At 66.6% G+C, this 19502-nt stretch carries 19 protein-coding genes and 1 riboswitch; of the genes, 8 read left to right on the top strand and 11 right to left on the bottom strand.

Annotation, left to right across the window (positions count from 1 at the left end; translation table 11 throughout):
* Positions 1–2: 2 nt before the first annotated feature.
* Positions 3–1388: a glycine--tRNA ligase gene (locus tag AU175_RS04280; RefSeq protein ID WP_066286112.1), complete on the bottom strand. Its 1386-nt coding sequence runs from the start codon at positions 1386–1388 to the stop codon at positions 3–5.
* A 146-nt stretch (positions 1389–1534) separates the two neighbouring features.
* A complete protein-coding gene (locus tag AU175_RS04285) occupies positions 1535–2524 on the bottom strand; it encodes a DMT family transporter (RefSeq protein ID WP_066286114.1) in 990 nt (329 codons plus the stop codon).
* A gap of 33 nt (positions 2525–2557) precedes the next feature.
* On the opposite strand from AU175_RS04285, the gene AU175_RS04290 reads away from it, so the two are divergent.
* Positions 2558–2791: an RNA-binding S4 domain-containing protein gene (locus tag AU175_RS04290; protein ID WP_066286116.1), complete on the top strand. Its 234-nt coding sequence runs from the start codon at positions 2558–2560 to the stop codon at positions 2789–2791.
* Positions 2792–2856: 65 nt separating this feature from the next.
* Here AU175_RS04290 and AU175_RS04295 read toward each other — a convergent pair whose 3' ends face one another.
* On the bottom strand, positions 2857–3507 hold the full coding sequence (locus tag AU175_RS04295; RefSeq protein ID WP_066286121.1) for an alpha/beta hydrolase: 651 nt from the start codon (positions 3505–3507) through the stop codon (positions 2857–2859).
* Between the two features lie 95 nt (positions 3508–3602).
* Here AU175_RS04295 and AU175_RS04300 point away from each other — a divergent pair, with 95 nt between their 5' ends.
* From AU175_RS04300 to AU175_RS04310, 3 genes are read left to right on the top strand one after another with little or no spacing between them, the layout of a single operon-like run.
* On the top strand, positions 3603–4454 hold the full coding sequence (locus AU175_RS04300; RefSeq protein ID WP_156642357.1) for an SGNH/GDSL hydrolase family protein: 852 nt from the start codon (positions 3603–3605) through the stop codon (positions 4452–4454).
* 41 nt (positions 4455–4495) lie between these two features.
* Positions 4496–5692, top strand: coding sequence for a winged helix DNA-binding domain-containing protein (locus AU175_RS04305; protein WP_066286127.1), 1197 nt, complete (start codon positions 4496–4498; stop codon positions 5690–5692).
* 32 nt (positions 5693–5724) lie between these two features.
* The gene (locus AU175_RS04310) at positions 5725–6222 is read left to right on the top strand and encodes a hypothetical protein (protein ID WP_066286129.1); all 498 of its coding nucleotides are present in this window, start codon (positions 5725–5727) and stop codon (positions 6220–6222) included.
* Between the two features lie 116 nt (positions 6223–6338).
* Here the strand turns inward: AU175_RS04310 and metX are convergent, their stop codons facing one another.
* Positions 6339–7454, bottom strand: a complete 1116-nt coding sequence (metX, locus tag AU175_RS04315) for a homoserine O-acetyltransferase MetX (protein WP_197497032.1) — start codon at positions 7452–7454, stop codon at positions 6339–6341.
* A gap of 12 nt (positions 7455–7466) precedes the next feature.
* Positions 7467–7582: riboswitch (SAM riboswitch) on the bottom strand.
* A gap of 296 nt (positions 7583–7878) precedes the next feature.
* Between metX and AU175_RS21965 the strand changes: the two genes are divergently transcribed.
* Together AU175_RS21965 and AU175_RS04325 are read left to right on the top strand one after the other, a co-directional pair.
* Entirely contained in the window at positions 7879–9792 is a 1914-nt protein-coding gene (locus AU175_RS21965) for a S8 family peptidase (protein ID WP_066286131.1), read from the top strand.
* Between the two features lie 91 nt (positions 9793–9883).
* Positions 9884–10522, top strand: coding sequence for a VOC family protein (locus AU175_RS04325; protein ID WP_066286132.1), 639 nt, complete (start codon positions 9884–9886; stop codon positions 10520–10522).
* 115 nt (positions 10523–10637) lie between these two features.
* On the opposite strand, the gene AU175_RS04330 is transcribed toward AU175_RS04325, so the two are convergent.
* Positions 10638–11414 (bottom strand): CPBP family intramembrane glutamic endopeptidase, encoded by a 777-nt coding sequence (locus AU175_RS04330; RefSeq protein ID WP_066286133.1) that lies wholly within the window; start codon positions 11412–11414, stop codon positions 10638–10640.
* Positions 11415–11487: 73 nt separating this feature from the next.
* Here AU175_RS04330 and AU175_RS04335 point away from each other — a divergent pair, with 73 nt between their 5' ends.
* Positions 11488–12168, top strand: coding sequence for a histidine phosphatase family protein (locus AU175_RS04335; RefSeq protein ID WP_066286134.1), 681 nt, complete (start codon positions 11488–11490; stop codon positions 12166–12168).
* Between the two features lie 10 nt (positions 12169–12178).
* On the opposite strand, the gene AU175_RS04340 is transcribed toward AU175_RS04335, so the two are convergent.
* From AU175_RS04340 to tdh, 5 genes are all read right to left on the bottom strand, one after another.
* Positions 12179–12967: a DeoR/GlpR family DNA-binding transcription regulator gene (locus AU175_RS04340; RefSeq protein ID WP_066286136.1), complete on the bottom strand. Its 789-nt coding sequence runs from the start codon at positions 12965–12967 to the stop codon at positions 12179–12181.
* Between the two features lie 94 nt (positions 12968–13061).
* Positions 13062–14273 (bottom strand): imidazolonepropionase, encoded by a 1212-nt coding sequence (hutI, locus tag AU175_RS04345; protein ID WP_066286138.1) that lies wholly within the window; start codon positions 14271–14273, stop codon positions 13062–13064.
* A gap of 11 nt (positions 14274–14284) precedes the next feature.
* On the bottom strand, positions 14285–15394 hold the full coding sequence (locus AU175_RS04350; protein WP_066286141.1) for an NAD(P)/FAD-dependent oxidoreductase: 1110 nt from the start codon (positions 15392–15394) through the stop codon (positions 14285–14287).
* A 93-nt stretch (positions 15395–15487) separates the two neighbouring features.
* On the bottom strand, positions 15488–16684 hold the full coding sequence (locus tag AU175_RS04355) for a glycine C-acetyltransferase (protein ID WP_066286143.1): 1197 nt from the start codon (positions 16682–16684) through the stop codon (positions 15488–15490).
* Positions 16685–16693: 9 nt separating this feature from the next.
* Positions 16694–17740, bottom strand: a complete 1047-nt coding sequence (tdh, locus tag AU175_RS04360) for an L-threonine 3-dehydrogenase (protein WP_066286145.1) — start codon at positions 17738–17740, stop codon at positions 16694–16696.
* A gap of 135 nt (positions 17741–17875) precedes the next feature.
* Between tdh and AU175_RS04365 the strand changes: the two genes are divergently transcribed.
* A complete protein-coding gene (locus AU175_RS04365) occupies positions 17876–18802 on the top strand; it encodes a LysR family transcriptional regulator (RefSeq protein ID WP_066286147.1) in 927 nt (308 codons plus the stop codon).
* Between the two features lie 38 nt (positions 18803–18840).
* Here the strand turns inward: AU175_RS04365 and AU175_RS04370 are convergent, their stop codons facing one another.
* Positions 18841–19452 (bottom strand): hypothetical protein, encoded by a 612-nt coding sequence (locus AU175_RS04370; RefSeq protein ID WP_066290531.1) that lies wholly within the window; start codon positions 19450–19452, stop codon positions 18841–18843.
* Between the last annotated feature and the right edge of the window lie 50 nt (positions 19453–19502).

The raw sequence follows: 19502 nt of genomic DNA on the forward strand, positions 1-19502 counted from the left end.
GCTCAGGCTCCGATCAGGCGGGCGGCCAGGTAGCCTTCCACCTTGTCCAGCGACACGCGTTCCTGGGTCATGGTGTCGCGCTCGCGGATGGTTACGGCGTGGTCATCGAGGGTGTCGAAGTCCACGGTGATGCAGAACGGCGTCCCGATCTCATCCTGGCGGCGGTAGCGTCGGCCGATCGCTCCGGCGTCGTCGAAATCGATGTTCCAGTTCTTGCGCAGCTGGGCGCCCAGGTCCTTCGCCTTGGGCGACAGGTCCTCGTTGCGGCTCAGCGGCAGCACGGCCGCCTTGACCGGGGCCAGGCGTGGGTCAAGCTTCAGGACGGTGCGGACGTCGACGCCGCCCTTGGCATTGGGTGCCTCGTCTTCGGTGTAGGCATCGATCAGGAATGCCATGAACGAGCGGGTGAGGCCGGCGGCGGGCTCGATCACGTACGGCGTGTAGCGCTCGTTGGTGGCCTGGTTGAAGTAGCTCAGGTCCGTGCCGGACGCCTTGGCGTGGGTGGAGAGGTCAAAGTCGGTGCGGTTGGCGATGCCCTCCAGCTCGCCCCATTCCGAGCCCTGGAAGCCGAAGCGGTATTCGATGTCGGTGGTGCCCTTGGAGTAGTGGCTGAGCTTCTCCAGCGGGTGCTCGAAGAACCGCAGGTTATCTTCCCGGATGCCCAGTCCGGTGTACCAGGACATGCGCTCCTTCATCCAGTACTGGTGCCACTCTTCATCCGTGCCGGGTTCGACGAAGAATTCCATTTCCATCTGCTCGAATTCACGCGTGCGGAAGATGAAGTTTCCGGGGGTGATCTCGTTGCGGAAGGACTTGCCGATCTGGCCGATGCCGAACGGCGGTTTCTTCCGGGAGGTGGTCAGGACGTTGTTGAAGTTCACAAAGATGCCCTGGGCGGTTTCCGGTCGCAGGTAGTGCAGGCCCTCGTCGCTGGCCACCGGGCCGAGGAAGGTCTTCAGCAGGCCGGAGAACTCCTGGGGCTCTGTCCATTCACCGCGGGTGCCGCAGTTGGCGCAGGCGATGTCCTTGAGGCCGTTTTCGGCCGGGCGGCCTTTCTTTTCCTCGTACTCTTCCTCGAGGTGGTCCGCGCGATAGCGCTTGTGGCAGGACAAGCACTCCACCAGCGGATCGGAGAAAACCTCGACGTGGCCGGAGGCTTCCCAAACCTGGCGGGGCAGGATGACGGAGGAGTCCAGGCCCACCACGTCCTCGCGGCCGCGGACCATTGACTGCCACCACTGCCGCTTGATGTTTTCCTTCAGCTCGGCACCAAGGGGCCCGTAATCCCAGGCAGAACGCGAACCACCGTAGATCTCACCGGCCTGGAACACGAAGCCCCTCCGCTTGGAGAGGGAGATGACCTGGTCGAGGACGGATTTTGGTGCCATGGTGGAACTCCAATTTCTACAGGGCCGCTGGGTGCGGTCCGCGGTTTATCTGGCCCCGGGTCACCGTTGGCGAAACACCTCTGGTGGCCGTGCGGGGCGGGCGAAGGAAACTTTGCAGAAAGCTGCGTGTCCTAGCCTACCGGCCACTACCTCCGGAAGGCGCCCCGGGGCCAGGGCAGTGTGGCCAGGATGATGGCTGCCAGTGTGAGGACGGTGCCCAGGACCGTGGCGGGCTCCACAATCGACCCGGGAGCGGGCACCAGGAGGTCAAGGCCGAGGGAGCCAAGCAGCTGCCCGGCGATCATGCCAAGGCCCGTTACCAGGACCCCGAGGCTGCGGACCAGGAGTGCACCAAGCCCGATGAACACGCAGCCCATTGGCCCGCCCAGGTAGTACCACCACTCCCCCGGCAACGGGCTTCCCGGCCCGGCCACGGCGACCTTGACGCCCCATGCGGCCCACAGCACCACGGTGCCGGCCACAAAGTTGACCAGCGTGGCTGCGATGGGCGTGCCGTAGTGGACTGTGGCGGTTCCGTTCATGGCCTGCTGGAAGCTCATCAGCAATCCCGCGAGCACGGGCAGCAGGAGCGGCACCAGCAAAGTGGTGGAGTCGCCGCCGGACGCTGTACCGGACCCGGCGCCCGCGGCGAACCGCGGCGACACGGCCCATGCGACGGCGGCAATGGTGAGGATGCAGCCGATCATCCGGATCCCGGTCACCGGCTTCTTGCCGGCAGGGCCGATGCCCAGCCGGTCCACCAGAAGGCCACTCATCGTTTGGCCGGTCACGGTGGCCACGGTGAACAGGGCAACACCCAGGAGGCCGACCGTGAAGGACTGCGCAAAGACAAACAGCGCCCCGATCCCGCCGGCCATGACGTACACCGGCGGGAAGGCACGGCTTCGGACAGCGGGAAGAATCCTCGCCAGGCCGGCGCGCCCGTTGGGCAGGACCAGCGAAATGAGCACCATCAGGACCAGGCCTGTGCTGAAACTCACCACGGACGCGGCGATTCCGTCGTTGAGCCGTGCACCGAGGGCCCCGTTGATCCGGCCCTGGACGGGAATGGCAAGCCCTGCTCCGACTGCCAACGGGAGACCTGCGAACAACGGCAGCCGGGGGGTGTGGGTCATTGAATCCACCCTACTTCAGGCATCATTGCTTGTATGAGCACCCCGGACATTGAAGAGATCCCCATCCGCGACAGCATGATCCGCCTCGGCCAGCTCCTGAAGCTCGCCAACCTGGTGGAGGACGGCGTGGAGGCAGCCGAGCTGGTCAAGAACGGGCTCGTGAAGGTCAATGGGGATATCGATGACCGCCGCGGCCGCCAGCTGCACCACGGCGATACCGTCACCGTCAACGGGCAAACCGTGAAAGTGGTTGCCCCCGGGGCCTGACCTCCCGGCAAAGGTGGACGGGCCGTGGGCGGGCGAAGCGCAGGTGCAGCCCGCCGCCGTCGTCCCTACTTTTTCAGTACCTCATGCGTCAGGAACTCGGAGACGTGCCCGATTTCCTGCTGGTTGATGCCATGCCACATGCCCGTGTACAGCACTTTGGTGAGTTTGACGTGCTTGCGGACCCAGCCCATGGTGAAGTCGATCTTGTCGGGCGTGATCACCGGGTCCTGCTGGTCACGGCCCCAGAACATCGGGATGCTGCCGTCCAGTTCCGCGTCGCGGAACGTGGGGTCACCGTCCGCGTCCACGGCAAAGCCGGAAAGCCCGACGACGGCGGCGAAGTCCGTGGGCCGCTGCCGCAGCAGCGTGGTGGCCATGGCCATGCCCATGGAGAAGCCGAGCAACGTCACCGAGGGGTGGCCCACCCTGATGGTGTCGATCCAGTCCAGCACATAGCCGGAGGCCTTCTTTACGGCGTCCAGGGAGTAGTCGATCGAAGCCGTCAGCGGGAACCAGGTGAAGCCCGGTCCCATGGCCATCGGGGCACGCACCGAAGCCACCGCAAAGTCCGCGGGCAGCATGTCCGCCAGGCTCAGGAGATCCTGCTCGTTCGCACCGTACCCGTGCAGCAGCACCAGCAACGGCTTTCCGTCGCGCTGGTCCTCGGGGTGGGACCACAAAACAACAGGGGCAGGAAATACTTCGGCTTCAGTCATGGTTTCCATTCTTACAGTTACCCAACGGTAACAACCTACGTTGGCGTAGCTTGAGACCGAACAGGCAGGATAGGACCGTGAGTGAAGCCAGAGCCATGCAGACACCGCCATCCGCCGTGGAATCCCATCCCTGGACCCGTTATGTGGCCATGGGTGATTCCTTCACGGAGGGCATCGGCGATCCCGAACCGTCGAGCCCGGGCGGATACCGGGGCTGGGCGGACCGTGTCGCGGAGGAACTGGGCCGCGGCCAGCAGGATTTTGCGTATGCCAACCTTGCCGTGCGCGGCAGGCTCCTCCAGCAGGTCGTGGACCAGCAGCTTGCCCCGTGCCTTGCCCTGAAGCCTGACCTGGTGACGCTTTCGGCCGGCGGCAACGACCTCATCCGGCCCGGCGGCGACCCCGATGCCCTCGCGGAAAAACTCGATTCTGTGGTTCAGATCCTGGGCATGGGCGGGGCCACGGTGGTGCTCTTCAACGGCCCCGACACCGGCTCTTCGGTTCTGGGCCGGGTCCGCAGCAAGGTGGCCATCTACAACGAAAACCTCCGGACTGTGGCGGCACGGCATGACGCCATCATCGCCGATATGTGGTCCCTGCGGCAGCTCAGCGACCCGCAAATGTGGGACGAGGACAGGCTCCATTTCTCGCCCCTGGGCCACCACACCATCGCGGCCATGGTCCTGGACTCGCTCAACGTCAGCCACACCTTGGAGCCCCTGCAACCCAAGCCGCTGCCGCCGCGCACCTGGCGCGAAGCCCGCACCGGTGACCTCGTATGGGCGCGCGAATACTTTGTGCCATGGGTAGTGCGGCGGCTGCGCAACCGCTCCTCCGGAGACGGCATCACCGCAAAGCGTCCGACGCCGGGACCCGTGTTTGGCCCCGGTGTCCCCCTGGGGTCCGGCGAAGGTCCGCTCGGCAGCACCGGCGCGGTCCGGCACTAGCGGCGGCCCCGGACCGGGCAGCGGGCAACAGGGCAGCGGAAATGGAACCGGACGCTGTGGTGCGGCTGCGGCTTCAGTCCCAGATGCTCCGTGGACCCGCAGCGGCATCTCCCGAGGTTGCGCTGCAGCGGCTGCTCGCCGTTCAGGCGCAGGAATTTCCCTATGCGCGCTGGAGCCTGGCCCAGCGCGCCTCGCCCCACGAACTGTCCGGAGGCTCGGCCGGTTCTGCGGCTCCTGCCCCTGGCACCACTGCCGCGGAGATCGAGGAAGCGGTGGCCGACGGCCGGATCCTGCGCACGCATATCCTCCGGCCCACCTGGCATTTTGTCCACCGGGACGATCTCCGCTGGCTGCTTGCCCTGTCCGCGCCGCGGCTCCATCAAGGCAATGCGGGCATGTACCGCCGCACCGGGATTGACGCCGCCACTGCCGCCCGGAGCGCGCAGGTCCTGGCGGGGGCGGTCGCAGGCGGAATCCACCTGACCCGGGAGCAGCTCGCGGCCAGGCTGCAGGATGCCGGATACGCGGGAAAAGGACTGGAACTTGCCTACCTGATCATGCACGCCGAAATCAGCGGCGTCCTGGTGAGCGGGTCACCGGTGCGGAGCCGGGGCGGCGCGCTGAAGCAAACGTACGCCCTCTTTGACGAGCGGGTCCCTGCCGGACCGAAGGTGGCGCCGACCAGGCCGGAGGCGCTGGCAGAACTTGCCCGGCGCTATTTCACGAGCCGCGGCCCCGCAACGGTCAAGGACTGCGCCGACTGGTCAGGGCTGACGATGGCCGAAGTCCGGCAGGGCCTGCTCCTCGCCATGGACCGGGATCCGGACGGCCTCGGCACGGCGGCGATTGACGGCGTCGTACTCTATTACGGCTACGGCGCAGGAACGGACGTTGGTGCCGACACCCGGGTGGCTCCTGCCCACGCGGGGCCCCGGATCGACCTGATCCAGTGCTACGACGAATACGTGATGGGCTACTCGGCAACGAGGTACTACCTGGGCGGCAGCGCTCCGGCGTTTCCTGAGGACGGAGCCCCCATGCACCTGGTGCTGCTGGACGGGCGGATGGTTGGCTCCTGGCGGCACACCCTGCGTCCCGGCCGGTGCGAATTGGACATCCGCCTGTCCGGTTCCGTTGATCCGGCACCAGGCCCGGGGCTGGACGCCGCCGTGGGAGACGCCGTGGACAGGTACGGGGCATTCCTGGGCATCCCGGCCGTCCGTGTGTTCCGGGGCTAAGCTGGAAGGACACACATGAGAGGCGCTACACCGTGAACAGCTTGTTCTTCTGGATCATCGTTTTGTCGTTCCTGATTCCGATGGCGATGCGGATGTACCGGAAATCCGTCAACCGGCGGAACCAGGAGCAAAGTTTCTCCGGTCGCTACCCAGACCAGTTCCCGGGCGGCGGCCAGTTCCCCGGGCCGCAGAGCCGGCAACCGCGTGACGGCTACACCCAGCAGGATTACATGAGCGGCGGCTTCCGCCAGATCAACGGCCCGCAGCCCCTGCCGCCCAGCCAGCCGCTGCCGCCCATGATGCCGGTGCCGCGCGCAGACGACCAGCAGTTCCCGCCATACGGCCAGCCAGTGCCGGGCCAGGGAGCGGAGGCACCGCAACAGCCAGCCGCCCCTGCAACTCCCCCGCCGCCGTCGGCCCCGCAGGGCTACCGGGCCCGCAAGCTCGCCGAACTGGACCAGCAGTACAGCAACGGCGAGATGGCCGTGGATGAATACATGAAACGTCGCTCCGAAATCATGGACGGCTAGCCAGCCGGACCCCGCCAGGCAGCGTAAACTTTTGCGGCCAACTCCCCGGATGCTGCGGGGCGCCTCCGCCTGCCTGCGCGTTCAGCCGCGGTCGTTGTACAGGAAGACGTTTGAGGTCAGACCAGGAAGGACTGGCGGAGCTGGCCGCCCAGCTGGCCGATCTCAGTCAGGAAGCCGTCGTGGCCAATGGGCGCTTCAATGACGTGGACGTCCACGTCGCCGGGAAGGGCAGCAGCGAGCTCCAGCGACTGTGACGGGAAGTAGAGCCGGTCCGAGTCCACCGCGGCCACAAAGAATTTTGCGGTGGTCCGGGCCAGGGTTTCGTCGAGCGGGCCCCTCCCCCGGCAGACGTCGTGGCTCATGAGGGCCTCGGTGATGGCGATGTAGCTGTTGGCGTCAAAGCGGCGGACGAGCTTGCTGCCCTGGTGGTCCAGGTAGCTCTCCACCTGGTAGCGGCCGCGGTCCCCCAGGGCGGCTGCCAGCAGGGGCGTTTCGGCAGCCTGCGCCGTCCGTCCGAACCGCCCGTCGAACTCCTGCGCTGACCGGTACGTGATGTGGGCGATCCGCCGCGCCAGGGCCAGCCCGTCCTCCGGGAAGGGTCCGCCGTAGTAGTCGCCGTCATTGAAGTTGGCGTCCTGGCGAATGGCGAGCGTCTGCGCCTGCGCGAAGGCAATCTGCTCGGCGGTGCTGGCTGCCCCGATGGAGACCACGGCACAGCGCTTTACCCGGTCCGGGAAGGTCACAGCCCATTCCAGGGCCCGGGCACCGCCCAAGGATCCACCGAGCACCGCGTACCAGCTGCCGATGCCCAGCTGGTCTGCCAGCACGGCCTCTGCAACGGTACTGTCGCGGAGGGTCACCAGGGGAAAGCGTGACCCCCACGGCTGCCCGTCAGGAGCAGGAGAGGACGGCCCGGTAGAACCGTAGCAGCCGCCAACAATGTTGATGGACACCACAAAAAACTTGTTCGTGTCCACGGGGGCACCCGGCCCGGCCAGCTGCTCCCACCAGCCTGGCTCGTCGCTGTCTCCCCGCGTCACGTGGGTACTGCCTGTCAGGGCGTGCTCAATGAGGACCGCATTGGAGCCGTCCTCATTGAGCGTTCCCCACGTTTCATAGGCCAGCGTGACCTCGGGCAGGTAACCGCCCGCTTCCAGTTCAAGTCCGCCGATGCCGGCGTAACGGACCACGCCGTGTTCGGGTACTGCAGTACGGGAGACGGTAATCGTCATGTGGAGACCTCTTCTTCGCGCTTGCCTGCCGTCAAGTGACCGGCAGGCCAGGTCTTCACCCGGGGCACCCCGCCGCGGAAGGAGGGTTGCCGGCCAGCAAGCCGGGGCTGTCGCTGGCACTCATGACCTCATCCGAGTGTACGAAACCAGCCCCGGGTATGGCCAAGAGTGTGACTGGTTATGACTTGTTGATACGAGTTTTCCTTCCGTCAGAAGGACTTTTTGCTTGCTTTCCCCTGGGTTCCGCAGTGTTTGCACAGGATCACCTGAGGTTCGTCCGGTTGGCATCTGGCCGCCGCTACGCTGGGATCCGAAGGCAAGTGAAGCATCTCGCAGCCCGCCGTGGCTGCTCCGGAAGGAACCCAAAATCAGTTCTTCAACTCCCGCGCGCCCGACAATTATCGCGTTCCTGCTCTCCGCCGTTTTGCTTGCCTCAACGGCGGTGGGAGCGGCAGCGCAGACGGCGCCCCCGGCCACCGGCGCCACTGCACAAGACGAGCGCGGGCGTTACCTGGTTCAGTTCGCGCCCGGGACGGATGTCGCAGGGGCAGCCAAGGCGCTCGGCTCCCAGGGTATCGACGTCACCCGCACGTTTGCCACGGCAATCCGGGGTGCAGCCATCAAGGCGCCAGCGGCGCAGGCCGCTGCCCTCGTCCGCTCCGGGAAGGCCGTGGCAGTGGAACCGGACTACCCCGTCACGGTTGCCGAAACCCAATGGCAGGCCCCTTGGGGACTCGACCGCTCCGACCAGCGGGCCCTCCCTCTTTCCGGGACCTACACACCACACTCGTCCGGCCTGGGCACCAGCGTCTACGTGGTCGACACCGGAATCCTCGCGTCGCATGTGGACTTCGGCGGCCGGGTTGCGTCCGGATGGACAGCCAAGGCTGACGGCCTGGGGTCAAGCGACTGCAACGGCCACGGGACCCACGTGGCCGGAACCATCGGTGGAACTGTGCACGGCGTGGCCAAGTCCGCCACCCTCATCCCCGTGCGGGCGCTGGCCTGCGACGGTTCGGGCTACTACTCGGATGTGATTGCCGGACTCGACTGGGTTGCCGGCCACCACCGCGACGGAGTTCCAGCCGTAGTCAACCTCAGCATCGGCGGACCGGGCAGCAGCACGCTCGACGCCGCAGTCCAGGCCGTCATCGCCGACGGAGTATCTGCCATCGTCGCTGCAGGGAACAGCGCTGTAGACGCCTGCACGGCTTCCCCGGCACGCACGCCGGCGGCCATCACGGTCGCGGCCAGCGATTCCGCCGAGCGGCAGGCCTCCTTCTCCAACTTCGGCAGGTGCGTGGATCTCTATGCACCGGGGGTGGGCATCAAGTCCTCCTGGCACGAGTCTCCGACGGCCACGAAGACGATGGGCGGAACATCGATGGCCACGCCACACGTAGCCGGCGCCGCGGCGCTCCTGCTGTCCCAGAACCCCCACATGTCGCCCGCCCAAGTGTCCGATGCTGTGGTAGCTTCGGCCACCACGGGAATCATCATCGGAGCCACCAGCGGAACGCCCAATCGGCTGCTGTACAGTGCACCGGCCGTGGAAAGCAGCATTGCCTCCCGCCCGGGGGCGTTTTCGTCCCGGGCTCCCTTCCGCCAGCTGGACACCCGCAACGGCACCGGCGGCGTCACCGGGGCCGTCGCACCAGGAGCCACCATCCGCGTCCCCGTAACCGGCCGCGGCGGCATCCCCGCCACCGGCGTCTCCGCCGTCGCCGTCAACGTCACCGTCACCGACCCCACCACCGCCGGATTCATCACCGTCCACGCCGGCGGCACCGCTCCCACCGGAACCTCCAACCTGAACTTCTCCGCACGACAGACCGTCCCCAACTTCGCCATCAGCCCCGTCGGCACCGACGGAACCATCGCCCTGACCAACAACTCCAGCGGCACCGTCCACCTCGTCGCCGACACCTTCGGCTACCACCTCGCCGGAACGCCGGTGGACCCTGGCGCGTTTTCGTCCCAGGCTCCCTTCCGCCAGCTGGACACCCGCAACGGCACCGGCGGCGTCACCGGGGCAGTCGCACCAGGAGCCACCATCCGCGTCCCCGTAACCGGCCGCGGCGGCATCCCCGCCACCGGCGTCTCCGCCGTCGCCGTCAACGTCACCGTCACCGACCCCACCACCGCCGGATTCATCACCGTCCACGCCGGCGGCACCGCTCCCACCGGAACCTCCAACCTGAACTTCTCCGCACGACAGACCGTCCCCAACTTCGCCATCAGCCCCGTCGGCACCGACGGAACCATCGCCCTGACCAACAACTCCAGCGGCACCGTCCACCTGGTCGCCGACACCTTCGGCTACCACATGTCCAAGTGATACCGGAATGATGACAACGGATCGCACCCTACTCGAATTAGTAAGGCAAGCCTTAGCTGAGAGCCGGATCACAAAGTGCCAAGATGATGGCATGCGCATGGATCACGTCTCTTACGCCTGTGAACAAGATGGCCTGGCTGCCACCACCGAACGTATTTCATCCGCCCTCGGCGTCGAAGCCGTGAAGGGTGGAGTGCACCCCCGTTTCGGAACCCGGAACATGATTATCCCGCTCGCCGGGCACAAGTATCTTGAAGTCGTCGAGGTGCTTGACCACCCGGCATCGGACAAGGCACCGTTCGGACAGGCCGTCCGTGCACGGTCCGCGGCCGGCGGCGGCTGGATGGGCTGGTGCGTCGAAGTTGACGACCTTGCCCCGTTCGAAGAACGCCTGGGCCGGTCCGCCGTCAACGGCAACCGCAAGTTCCCGGACGGCCGCGAACTGGTCTGGAAGCAGATCGGCATCCTGGGCCTGATCGCGGACCCGCAGGTCCCGTACATGCTCAAATGGGAAGGCGACCCCGCCCTCCACCCGTCCAACGCCTACGACAGCAACGTCAAGATGTCCTGCCTGACCATCGCTGGTTCGGCTGCGCGGGTGACCGAATGGCTGGGCGAACCGGTGGAAAAGCCGCTCGAGGACGTGGCCGTTGACTGGGTGGCTCCACACGGAACCCCCGGCATCCTGTCCGTCACCTTCGAAACCGCTTCCGGAGCCGTCACCATCTGATTGCCCTGTTCCACCGGGCCGTCACGGTCCGCCCGGCAGCGATGCCCGGGCAACAAACTTCGGCCGCCATCAGCGGGTGCCAACGTCGTCACCCACCGATGGCGGCCGAATCCCCTTAACCCAGCCCCACGGCCTTGCCGAAGAGGCTGAACCCGACGAACGCCACGATGTCCAGCAGGGCATGGGCAACCACCAGCGGCATCACGCGCCCGGTCTTCGTGTACAGCCACGCGAAGACCACCCCCATCACGGCGTTGCCGATGAACGGGCCGAATCCCTGATAAAGGTGGTAGCTGCCGCGCAGCATGGCGCTGGCAAAAATCGCCAGCGGCATGCTCCAGCCGAACGCGCCGAAGCGGTTCAGGAGATACCCCACCACGATCACTTCCTCCACCACGGCATGCCGAAGGGCGGACAGGATCAGGACAGGAACGGTCCACCAGTAGGCATCGAGCGCACTGGGAATGATGGCGGTGGTGATTCCCAGGGCCCTGCCCGCAGCGTAGAGGCCCAGCGACGGAACGCCGATCAGGGCAGCGAGGCCCACACCTTGCAGCAGGTCCCGGCCAGGCCGGGCGAAGTCGAAGCCGAGCTTGCGGAACGCGGAGCCGCCGTGCGGCGCGCCGGGCGTGGCCTGCCGGTGGTCGGTGAGGAAGTAGATGACCAGCACCACCGGAACCAGCGCAAAGATGATGTCCAGCAGCTGGTAGGTGAGGTCGAAGTATTCCCGGCTGCTCTGCGAACGGTTAAGCGTGGAGGTGCCTTCGGCCAGCGGTGCCCGCGTCATCTTGTCCAGCAGCTGCACCACTGAGTAAACGGCGGACTGCCCCAGGGACAGGCCCAGGACAATCCATACTTCGAGCCGCAACCGACGGCGGGAGGGAACCAGCATGTTCCCATCTTGCCTGCAGTTTCTGGTTCTTTCCTGATTTGGCCTTCCCGCGCGGGACTTATGCTTGGGGCTTATGAGCGCGCCAGGGAAAATCATCATGATCCGGCACGGCCAGTCCGCAGCCAACGCCGACACTTCCATCTACAACCGCGTGCCGGACTACCGCATCCCGCTGACTCCCCTGGGCGTGGAACAGGCCACCGCCGCGGGCGAGAGGATCCGCCGGGAGCTGGACGGCCGCCAGGTCTGCGTCTACGTGTCGCCGTACCTGCGGGCTCACCAGACGCTGGAAGCGCTCAACCTTGGCAGCCTCACGGAACGGGTGATCGAAGAGCCTCGGCTCCGTGAACAGGACTGGGCCAACTTCCAGCTCAGCGGGGACATCGAGGACCAGAAGGAACTCCGCAACGCCTACGGCCACTTCTTCTACCGCTTCCGCGAGGGCGAGTCCGGCTCCGACGTCTACGACCGGATCTCCTCCTTCATGGAAACCCTCTACCGGCACTGGTCCAAAGCCGACTACGCACCGAACACTCTGCTGGTGACCCATGGGCTGACGATGCGGCTCTTTTGCATGCGGTGGTTCCACTGGTCCGTGGAATACTTCGAGTCCCTCAACAACCCGGACAATGCCGACGTTCGGACGCTGGTGCGCACCGACGAGGACAAGTATGAACTGGACATTCCCTTCAGCCAATGGGTGGACCGCCGAGTGGACGAGACAGTACTGGACGCCCCGCCCATGGTGTTCTGACCGGCGGGTCCTAGTGCGGGGCCACGATCACTTCGGTGCCGTTGGCCTCAAACGCGGCCTTGTCCGCCGCTGAAATCCCGGCGTCGGTGATGAGGCGGCTGAAATCGTAGCCGTCCATGGTGGCGAAGGCCCGGACACCCACCTTGGAGGAATCCGCCAGCACGTAGGACACGCGCGCCCGGCTGGCGAGCAGGGCGTTCACCGACGCCTCGCCTTCACCGGTATTGGTGGGGCCGACTACCGGGTCGATGCCGTTGACGCCGATAAAGGCGATGTCCAGGACCACCTTCTGCATGATGATGTCCGTGTAGGGCCCCACGAGCTCGTAGGAGCGTGGATTCAGGATGCCGCCGGTCACCATGACCTTGATGTTGGGCCGCACGGCCAGCTGCGAGGCAATGTTGATCGCGTTGGTGACCACGGTGAGGGTGGGCTGGTTGGAGGGGGCGTTGAGGTCCTCGCGGGTTGCCAGGATCTGCGCCAGGGCGGTGCTGGTGGTGCCGCCGCAAAGGCCGATCACGGCCCCGGGGCGGATGAGTGCCGAAGCGGCCTGCGCGATCTCTTCCTTGGCTTCGGCGTGGTCGTCGCGGTTGTACCGGCCCGGCAGGTCGTAGGCGAGAGCGCCGGTGGTGGCGCCGCCCCGGGTCCGGGTCAGCAGCCGGCGCTTGGCCAGGCTGTCAAGGTCCCGGCGGGCCGTGGCGGGGGAAACTCCGAGCTCGGAGACGATCTCCTCCACCTCCACCTGGCCGGTTTTCGCGAGGATGTCCAGGATGGCCGTCAGGCGGTCGGTACGGGTCATGGGGGCCTTTCAGCGTCAAACAGTCATCAAATTATGACGTTTTGTGATTATAACAGACCTGGAACGATCACTAAACGTCAAATTCGACTGAAGGTCAGCGCGCCGGGACACCCGCCCGCCACACAGCGTACGTCAGTGGCATGCCCGGGCGGTAGGCGAGGTGGGTGGCGGATGGCGCGTTGAGCATGTGCACGTCGGCCCGGTGGCCGACGGCGAGGGAACCCACCGCCCGTTCGCCGTCGGCGTCGTTCCCGGTTTCCCGGTGCAGCGCCAGGGCACCGCCGTACGTCGCGGCGCGGACCGCCTCATGGACGCTGAGCCGCATCTGGAGCACAGCCGTGGCCACGCAGAAGGCCATGGAACTGGTATAGGAAGTACCGGGGTTGCAGTTGGAGGCCAGGGCCACCTGCGCGCCGGCGTCCAGCAGCGCGCGCGCCGGGGGCAGCGGTTGCCGGGTGGACAGGTCGCACGCCGGAAGGCAGGTGGCCACGGTCCCCCGGGCTCCTGTGCCGGTTGAGGGGTCCCAGCCGGTCCAGCTGTCCGCCAATGCAGCCACATCCTGGCTGGCGAGGTAGTTGACGTGGTCTACGCTGGCCGCGCCCAGTTCTGTAGCGAGCTGCACGCCGGGGCCCTCGCCCAGCTGGTTACCGTGGACACGGATGCCCAGGCCGGCGTCCCGGCAGGCCTGAAGCACACGGCGGGACTGCTCCGCGGTGAAGGCACCCTTCTCGCAGAACACATCCGCCCACCGGACGTAGGGCCGGACGGCGTCCAGCATGGGCCCGCAGACGAGGTCGGTGTAGGCGTCGGCATCGAGGCCGGCGGGGACCAGGTGGGCGCCAAGGTAGGTGACTTCGTCGGCCACCGTAGAGGCGATCCGGGCGCTCCGGGCCTCATGCTCGGTGTCCAACCCGTACCCGGTCTTGGTTTCGAGGTACGTGGTGCCCAGGGATACAGCCTCGGAGACGCGGGCCATCGCCAGCCTGGTGAGGTCGAAATCGGACGTGCGGCGGGTGGCATCCACAGTGACGGCGATCCCGCCGGCCGAATACTGCTCCCCCGCCATCCGGGCCTCGAACTCCGCGGTGCGGTCCCCGGCGAAGACCAGGTGGGTATGGGAATCCACCCACCCGGGCAGCACTGCCCGGCCGCCGGCGTCCACGGCGTCATCAGCCGCGGGGGCTGACGCGGCCTGGCCAAGCCAAGCAATCCGTTCCCCCTCGATCACCATGGCGGCGTCTTTCAGGACCCGGTGTTCCAGGTCCTGGGTCATCAGCTCGGCAATATTGGTGATCAGGGTGCTCATGACACCATTCTTCAGCGCCGGATGGACCAGCGGGTGGCGGCCAGCGCCTCAGCTGTCCGGGATGCCGGACTGCCGTCTCCGTACCCGGCGTCCTGCCCGGCCAGGATCTGGGCGGCGGCCAGCTCCGCCATCGCCGCCGAGGTCTGGAATCCGTAGCCGCCCTGTCCGGCGAGCCAGTAGAATCCGCGGGCCTCGGCGTCGAACCCTGCCACGGGGACGCCGTCGGCCGCCTCGGTCCGGAGCCCGGTCCAGGCACGGCGGACTCCCCCGATCCCGAGCGTGGTCACCTGGTTGAGCCGTTCGATCAGGCGCTCGATGTCGCCGGGCCGGGGCCGGGCGTCCTCCGGTCCGCTGGGGACGGCTTCCGACGGCGAGACCAGGACATCGGTGCCTTCGCGGCGGAAGTAAAACGTCTTGTCCGCTGCGGCCACCATGGGACTGTGCTCGGGCAGGGGGCGGTCGACGCCGACAATCGCCGCGGTGCGCCGGTATGGCTGCAGCCCGAGCTTCTCCACCCCGCTGATGACGGCGAGTTCGTCCGCCCAGGCGCCTGCCGCGTTGACCATAACGCCGGCCTGGAACGCCTCCTGCCCGGCGCCGATTTGCCAGCCCGAACCCAGCCGCTGGGCCGAATGCACCCGCGCGCCGGTGATGATGTCCGCGCCGGCGGCTTCTGCCCGCTGCCGGTGGTCGGCCAGCAGCAGCGGGGCGTCGCAGCCGAAGGAACCGGTGTCCAGACCGGCGGCGGAAAAGGTGTCCGGCACCAGCGCGGGGCACAGTTCCAGGGCTTCGGCGACGGGAATAGGGCGCATCTGGCCGCTGGCCTCGGCGCGGACAGACTCCTCCGTGCCGACGAGCATAAAGCTGCGCGGCGACAGGACAGGCCGGGGCAGCTCAGTGTCCCGTGCGGCCACCAGTTCCAGCGTCCGGACCGTGAGCTCCTGCACGACGGCGGGGCCGTAACTGGGGATCAGCTGGCGGGCGGAGCGGGAGGACGTGTGGTACGCCAGCTCCTGCTCAGCTTCCACCAGGGCGACGCTGCACTTGGCGGCGAGCGCTGAAGCCAGGGACAGGCCGGCTATGCCGCCGCCGACAATAAGGACATCGTAATGTGCTGCCATGGCTCCATCCTTGCAGAGTTGCGGTGCGGCCGCGCCGGAATTGGCCGCACTGTAACTCCGGCGGGGTTCAGCCTGCAGGACAGCCGACGCGGTTCAGTCAGCCACCGCGGCACGGCTGGCCACGAAGGCACCCACGCACGCTTCGACGTCGTCCGCCGTGTGTGAGGCCGAGAGCTGCACCCGGATCCTGGCGGCACCGCGCGGGACCACCGGGAAACTGAACGCGGTCACGAAGACGCCGTGCCGGAGCATCTGGTCCGCCACTTTGGCGGCCATCACGGCGTCCCCGAACATGACGGGGACGATCGCGTGTTCGCCGTCCAGGAGTTCAAAGCCTTCTTCGGTCATCCTGCGCCGGAACAGGCGGGCATTCTCGAACAGGCGGGCCCGCAGCTCACCGGAATTCTCCACCAGGTCCAGCGCCTTGATGGTCGCGGCGACGATCGCGGGGGCCAGGGAGTTGGAGAACAGGTACGGGCGTGCCTTCTGGCGGAGCATGGCCACCACTTCGCTGCGGCCGGACACATAACCGCCGGAGGCACCGCCCAGCGCCTTGCCGAACGTTCCGGTATAGATGTCCACGCGGTGGGAGACGCCGGCGTGTTCAGGGGTTCCGGCCCCGGTGGCACCCATGAAGCCGACGGCGTGGGAATCGTCCACCATGACCAGGGCGTCGTGCTTCTCGGCGAGGTCGCAGATGGCCTCCAGCGGGGCGAGGTAGCCGTCCATGGAGAACACGCCGTCGGTCACAATAATCCTGCGCCGGGCATCTTTCGCCTCCAGGAGCTTGGCCTCCAGGTCCGCCATGTCCTGGTTGGCGTAGCGGAAGCGCTGCGCCTTGCAGAGCCGGATGCCGTCGATGATGGAGGCGTGGTTGAGGGCGTCGGAGATAATGGCGTCCTCCGGCCCGAAGAGGGATTCGAAGACGCCGCCGTTGGCGTCAAAGCAGCTGGAGAACAGGATGGTGTCCTCGGTCCCCAGGAACCGGGAAACCCGGGCTTCGAGCTCCAGGTGCATGTCCTGGGTGCCGCAGATGAAGCGGACGCTGGCCATGCCGAAGCCGCGGGTGTCCATGGCGGCCTTGGCGGCGTCGATGATGTCCGGGTGATCGGCCAGGCCCAGATAGTTGTTGGCGCAGAAGTTCAGGACACTGGCGCCCTGCTGGCCGATCTTTCCCGCCGTGACATGGCTGGACTGCGGTGAGTTGATGCTCCGTTCGGTCTTGAAGAGCCCGGCGCTGCGGATGTCATCCAGTTCAGCCTGCAACTGGTCTTTGATCGAGGTGTACATGGTGCTCCTTTACAGTTCAGTCCAGTCGAGGACAACTTTGCCGCCGACGCCGGCGCGGGCAATGTCAAAGCCCTTTTCCCACTCCCGTGCGGGGAGCTGGTCCGTCACCACGGCCGTGATGCCGGCGTGCAGCACCGGGTTGGAGGACAGCATGGCGCTCATGGCATACCAGGTCTCGTACATTTCCCGCCCGTAGATGCCTTTCAGGGTCAGCATGTGGGTGACCACCTTCCCCCAGTCGATGGTGATGTCCTGGCTGGGCAGGCCGAGCATCGCGATCCGGCCGCCGTGGTTCATGTTGTCGATCATCTCAGGCAGGGCAGTGGGATGGCCTGACATTTCCATGCCGATGTCGAAGCCCTCCCGCATGCCCAGTTCACGCTGGGCATCCTCGACCCTCGTGGTGGAGACGTCGATGGCAAGGTCCACGCCGAGCCGCCGGGCCAGGTCAAGGCGCGGCTGCGAGACGTCGGTGATGGCGATCTTGCGTGCCCCGGCGTGGCGTGCCACGGCGATGGCCATGAGGCCGATGGGCCCGGCACCGGTGATCAGCACGTCCTCCCCCACCAGGGGGAAGCTGAGGGCGGTGTGCACGGCGTTGCCGAACGGATCAAAAATGGCGCCAAGCTCAGGGGTGATCGAGGGATCGTGGTGGACCCAGACGTTTGTTTCCGGGATGACCACAAACTCGGCGAAGGCCCCGTCCCGCTGCACGCCCACGCTGACGGTGTGGATGCACATCTGCCGGCGGCCCGCACGGCAGTTCCGGCAGATCCCGCACACCACATGGCCTTCGCCGGAGACCCGGTCCCCCACCTTGACGTCGCGGACGTCCACGCCAGTTTCCACCACCTCGCCATAGAACTCGTGGCCGGCGATCAGCGGCGCCTGGATGATGCCTTGGGCCCACGAGTCCCAGGACTGGATGTGCAGGTCAGTCCCGCAGATGCCCGTAGTCAGGACGCGGATCTTGACCTCATTGGGGCCGGCCTCGGGCTCCGGACGGTCAACAAGTTCGAACCCGGCCTGCGCGCCGGACTTGTAAAGGGCCTTCATTGGCTTCCTCACTCCTGGTAATCGCCCGGATGCTGCGGGCAGTTCTTCCTTCAATGGAGCCATTTTCAAAGAATTAGCACAAGCAGTATTTTCTCAATCGACGATGTAGCAAGTGCTAATGCATAGACTGACGGCATGGAAATTCACCAGCTGGAAATCCTCCGTGAGCTTGGGGAGCTGGGCAGCGTGAAAGCCGTGGCAGAGACTCTGATGGTCACACCCTCCGCCGTGTCCCAGCAACTGTCCCTGCTGCAACGGAACGTCGAGGTCCCGCTGACGCGGAAGGAGGGCCGGAATCTGGTGCTCACGGAAGCCGGCCAGGTGCTCGCCGACGCCGGCGCCGCCGTCGTCAGCGCCATGGCGGATGCGCGCTCGGCGATCGGCGCTTATCACGGTTCGCCCGGAGGGCCCGTGACGGTCAGCGGATTCCACAGCGCAGGCCAGGCGCTGTTTGCGCCGCTCGCGCGGATGCTGGATGCGCCCGGCCAGCCCACCGTCCAGCTCTCCGACGAGGACGTTGCCCAGCAGGATTTCCCGGCGCTGACGGCGCGCTACGACCTGGTCATCGCGCACCGGATGGACCACAGTCCGAGGTGGCCGGCGGACCGGGTGGCGGTGATTCCCCTGGCCCACGAACCTCTCGACGTTGCGCTTCCGGCGGACCACCGCCTGGCCGGCCAGGACACGCTGGCCGCGTCCGACGTCGTGGGTGAAGCCTGGGTGACGAGCCACACCGGCTATTCCCCCGCTGACGTGCTGTCCGCCGTCGCGGCCGTCTCCAGCAAGGAACTGAACATCGTCCACCGGATTAACGACTACTCCACCGTTGCCGCGCTCGTGGCGGCAGGCGGCGTGGTGGGCCTGCTGCCACGCCATACGGCCCGGCCGGTCCTCAACCCGGACATTGTGCTGCGTCCGCTCGAGGGCATCAGCACGCGGCGGCGCATCGACATTTTGGCCCGCCCGGAGAACCTGAAGCGCCGTTCGGTGACGCTTGTGTGCGAGGCACTGCAGGCGATCATGACCGGGCTGGTGGAACAGGGCCCAACTAAGTCGCAGTAGATGTCGTTATGGGCCCCCAAAACGACTCCTGCTGCTACCTACTTTTCGGATGGCTTGCCGTGGCCGTGGCCCTTGCCTGATTCTTTGCCGAGTCCCTTGCCCTGTCCTTTGCCCATGCCTTTACCAAGGCCGAGTCCGGGGCCGGTTCCCGCACCCTCGACGATCTTTTCCGCCGTGACGGTGTCGCCCCTCTTGACGCCGGAAACCCGTACGGACTCACCCGTGGCGATTTCCGCTATGGTGACCTCTGAGGGCTTCAGCCGCTTGCCGTCGTCGTCCCTTGCGGCTGAACCGTCCGCGGCCGGGGCAGGGAACTTGATGATTTTGGTCTCCGCGCTGACGGCGAAACTCTGCGTGAAGCCGTCCTCGCTTTTCACGGTGACCGATGTTTCGCTGACGGCCTCCACCGCGCCCTGCTGGCTCAGTTCCGTTTCGAAGGTCCCGTCTGCCTTCTTCACCACGCTCTCGCTGTGCAGGTGCTGCGGTCGCTGGGCCTTGTCGGATTTCCCTGGGCCGGAGGCAGACGAGGAGGGGGCGGGCGAGGGCGTATCGGCGGACCAGGCAATGGCGACTCCTGTCCCCGTCAGCGCGACGGCCACCACGCCGGCAAGCGCGATCTTACGGAATTTCAACGGATTTCGGACCGACATGGCCATACCTCCCACAGCACGGGCAGGGCCCCTGTGCCCTGGACCTTCAG

Origin of the sequence: Arthrobacter sp. B6 (assembly GCF_001663775.1) — a bacterium.
GTDB lineage: Bacteria > Actinomycetota > Actinomycetes > Actinomycetales > Micrococcaceae > Arthrobacter.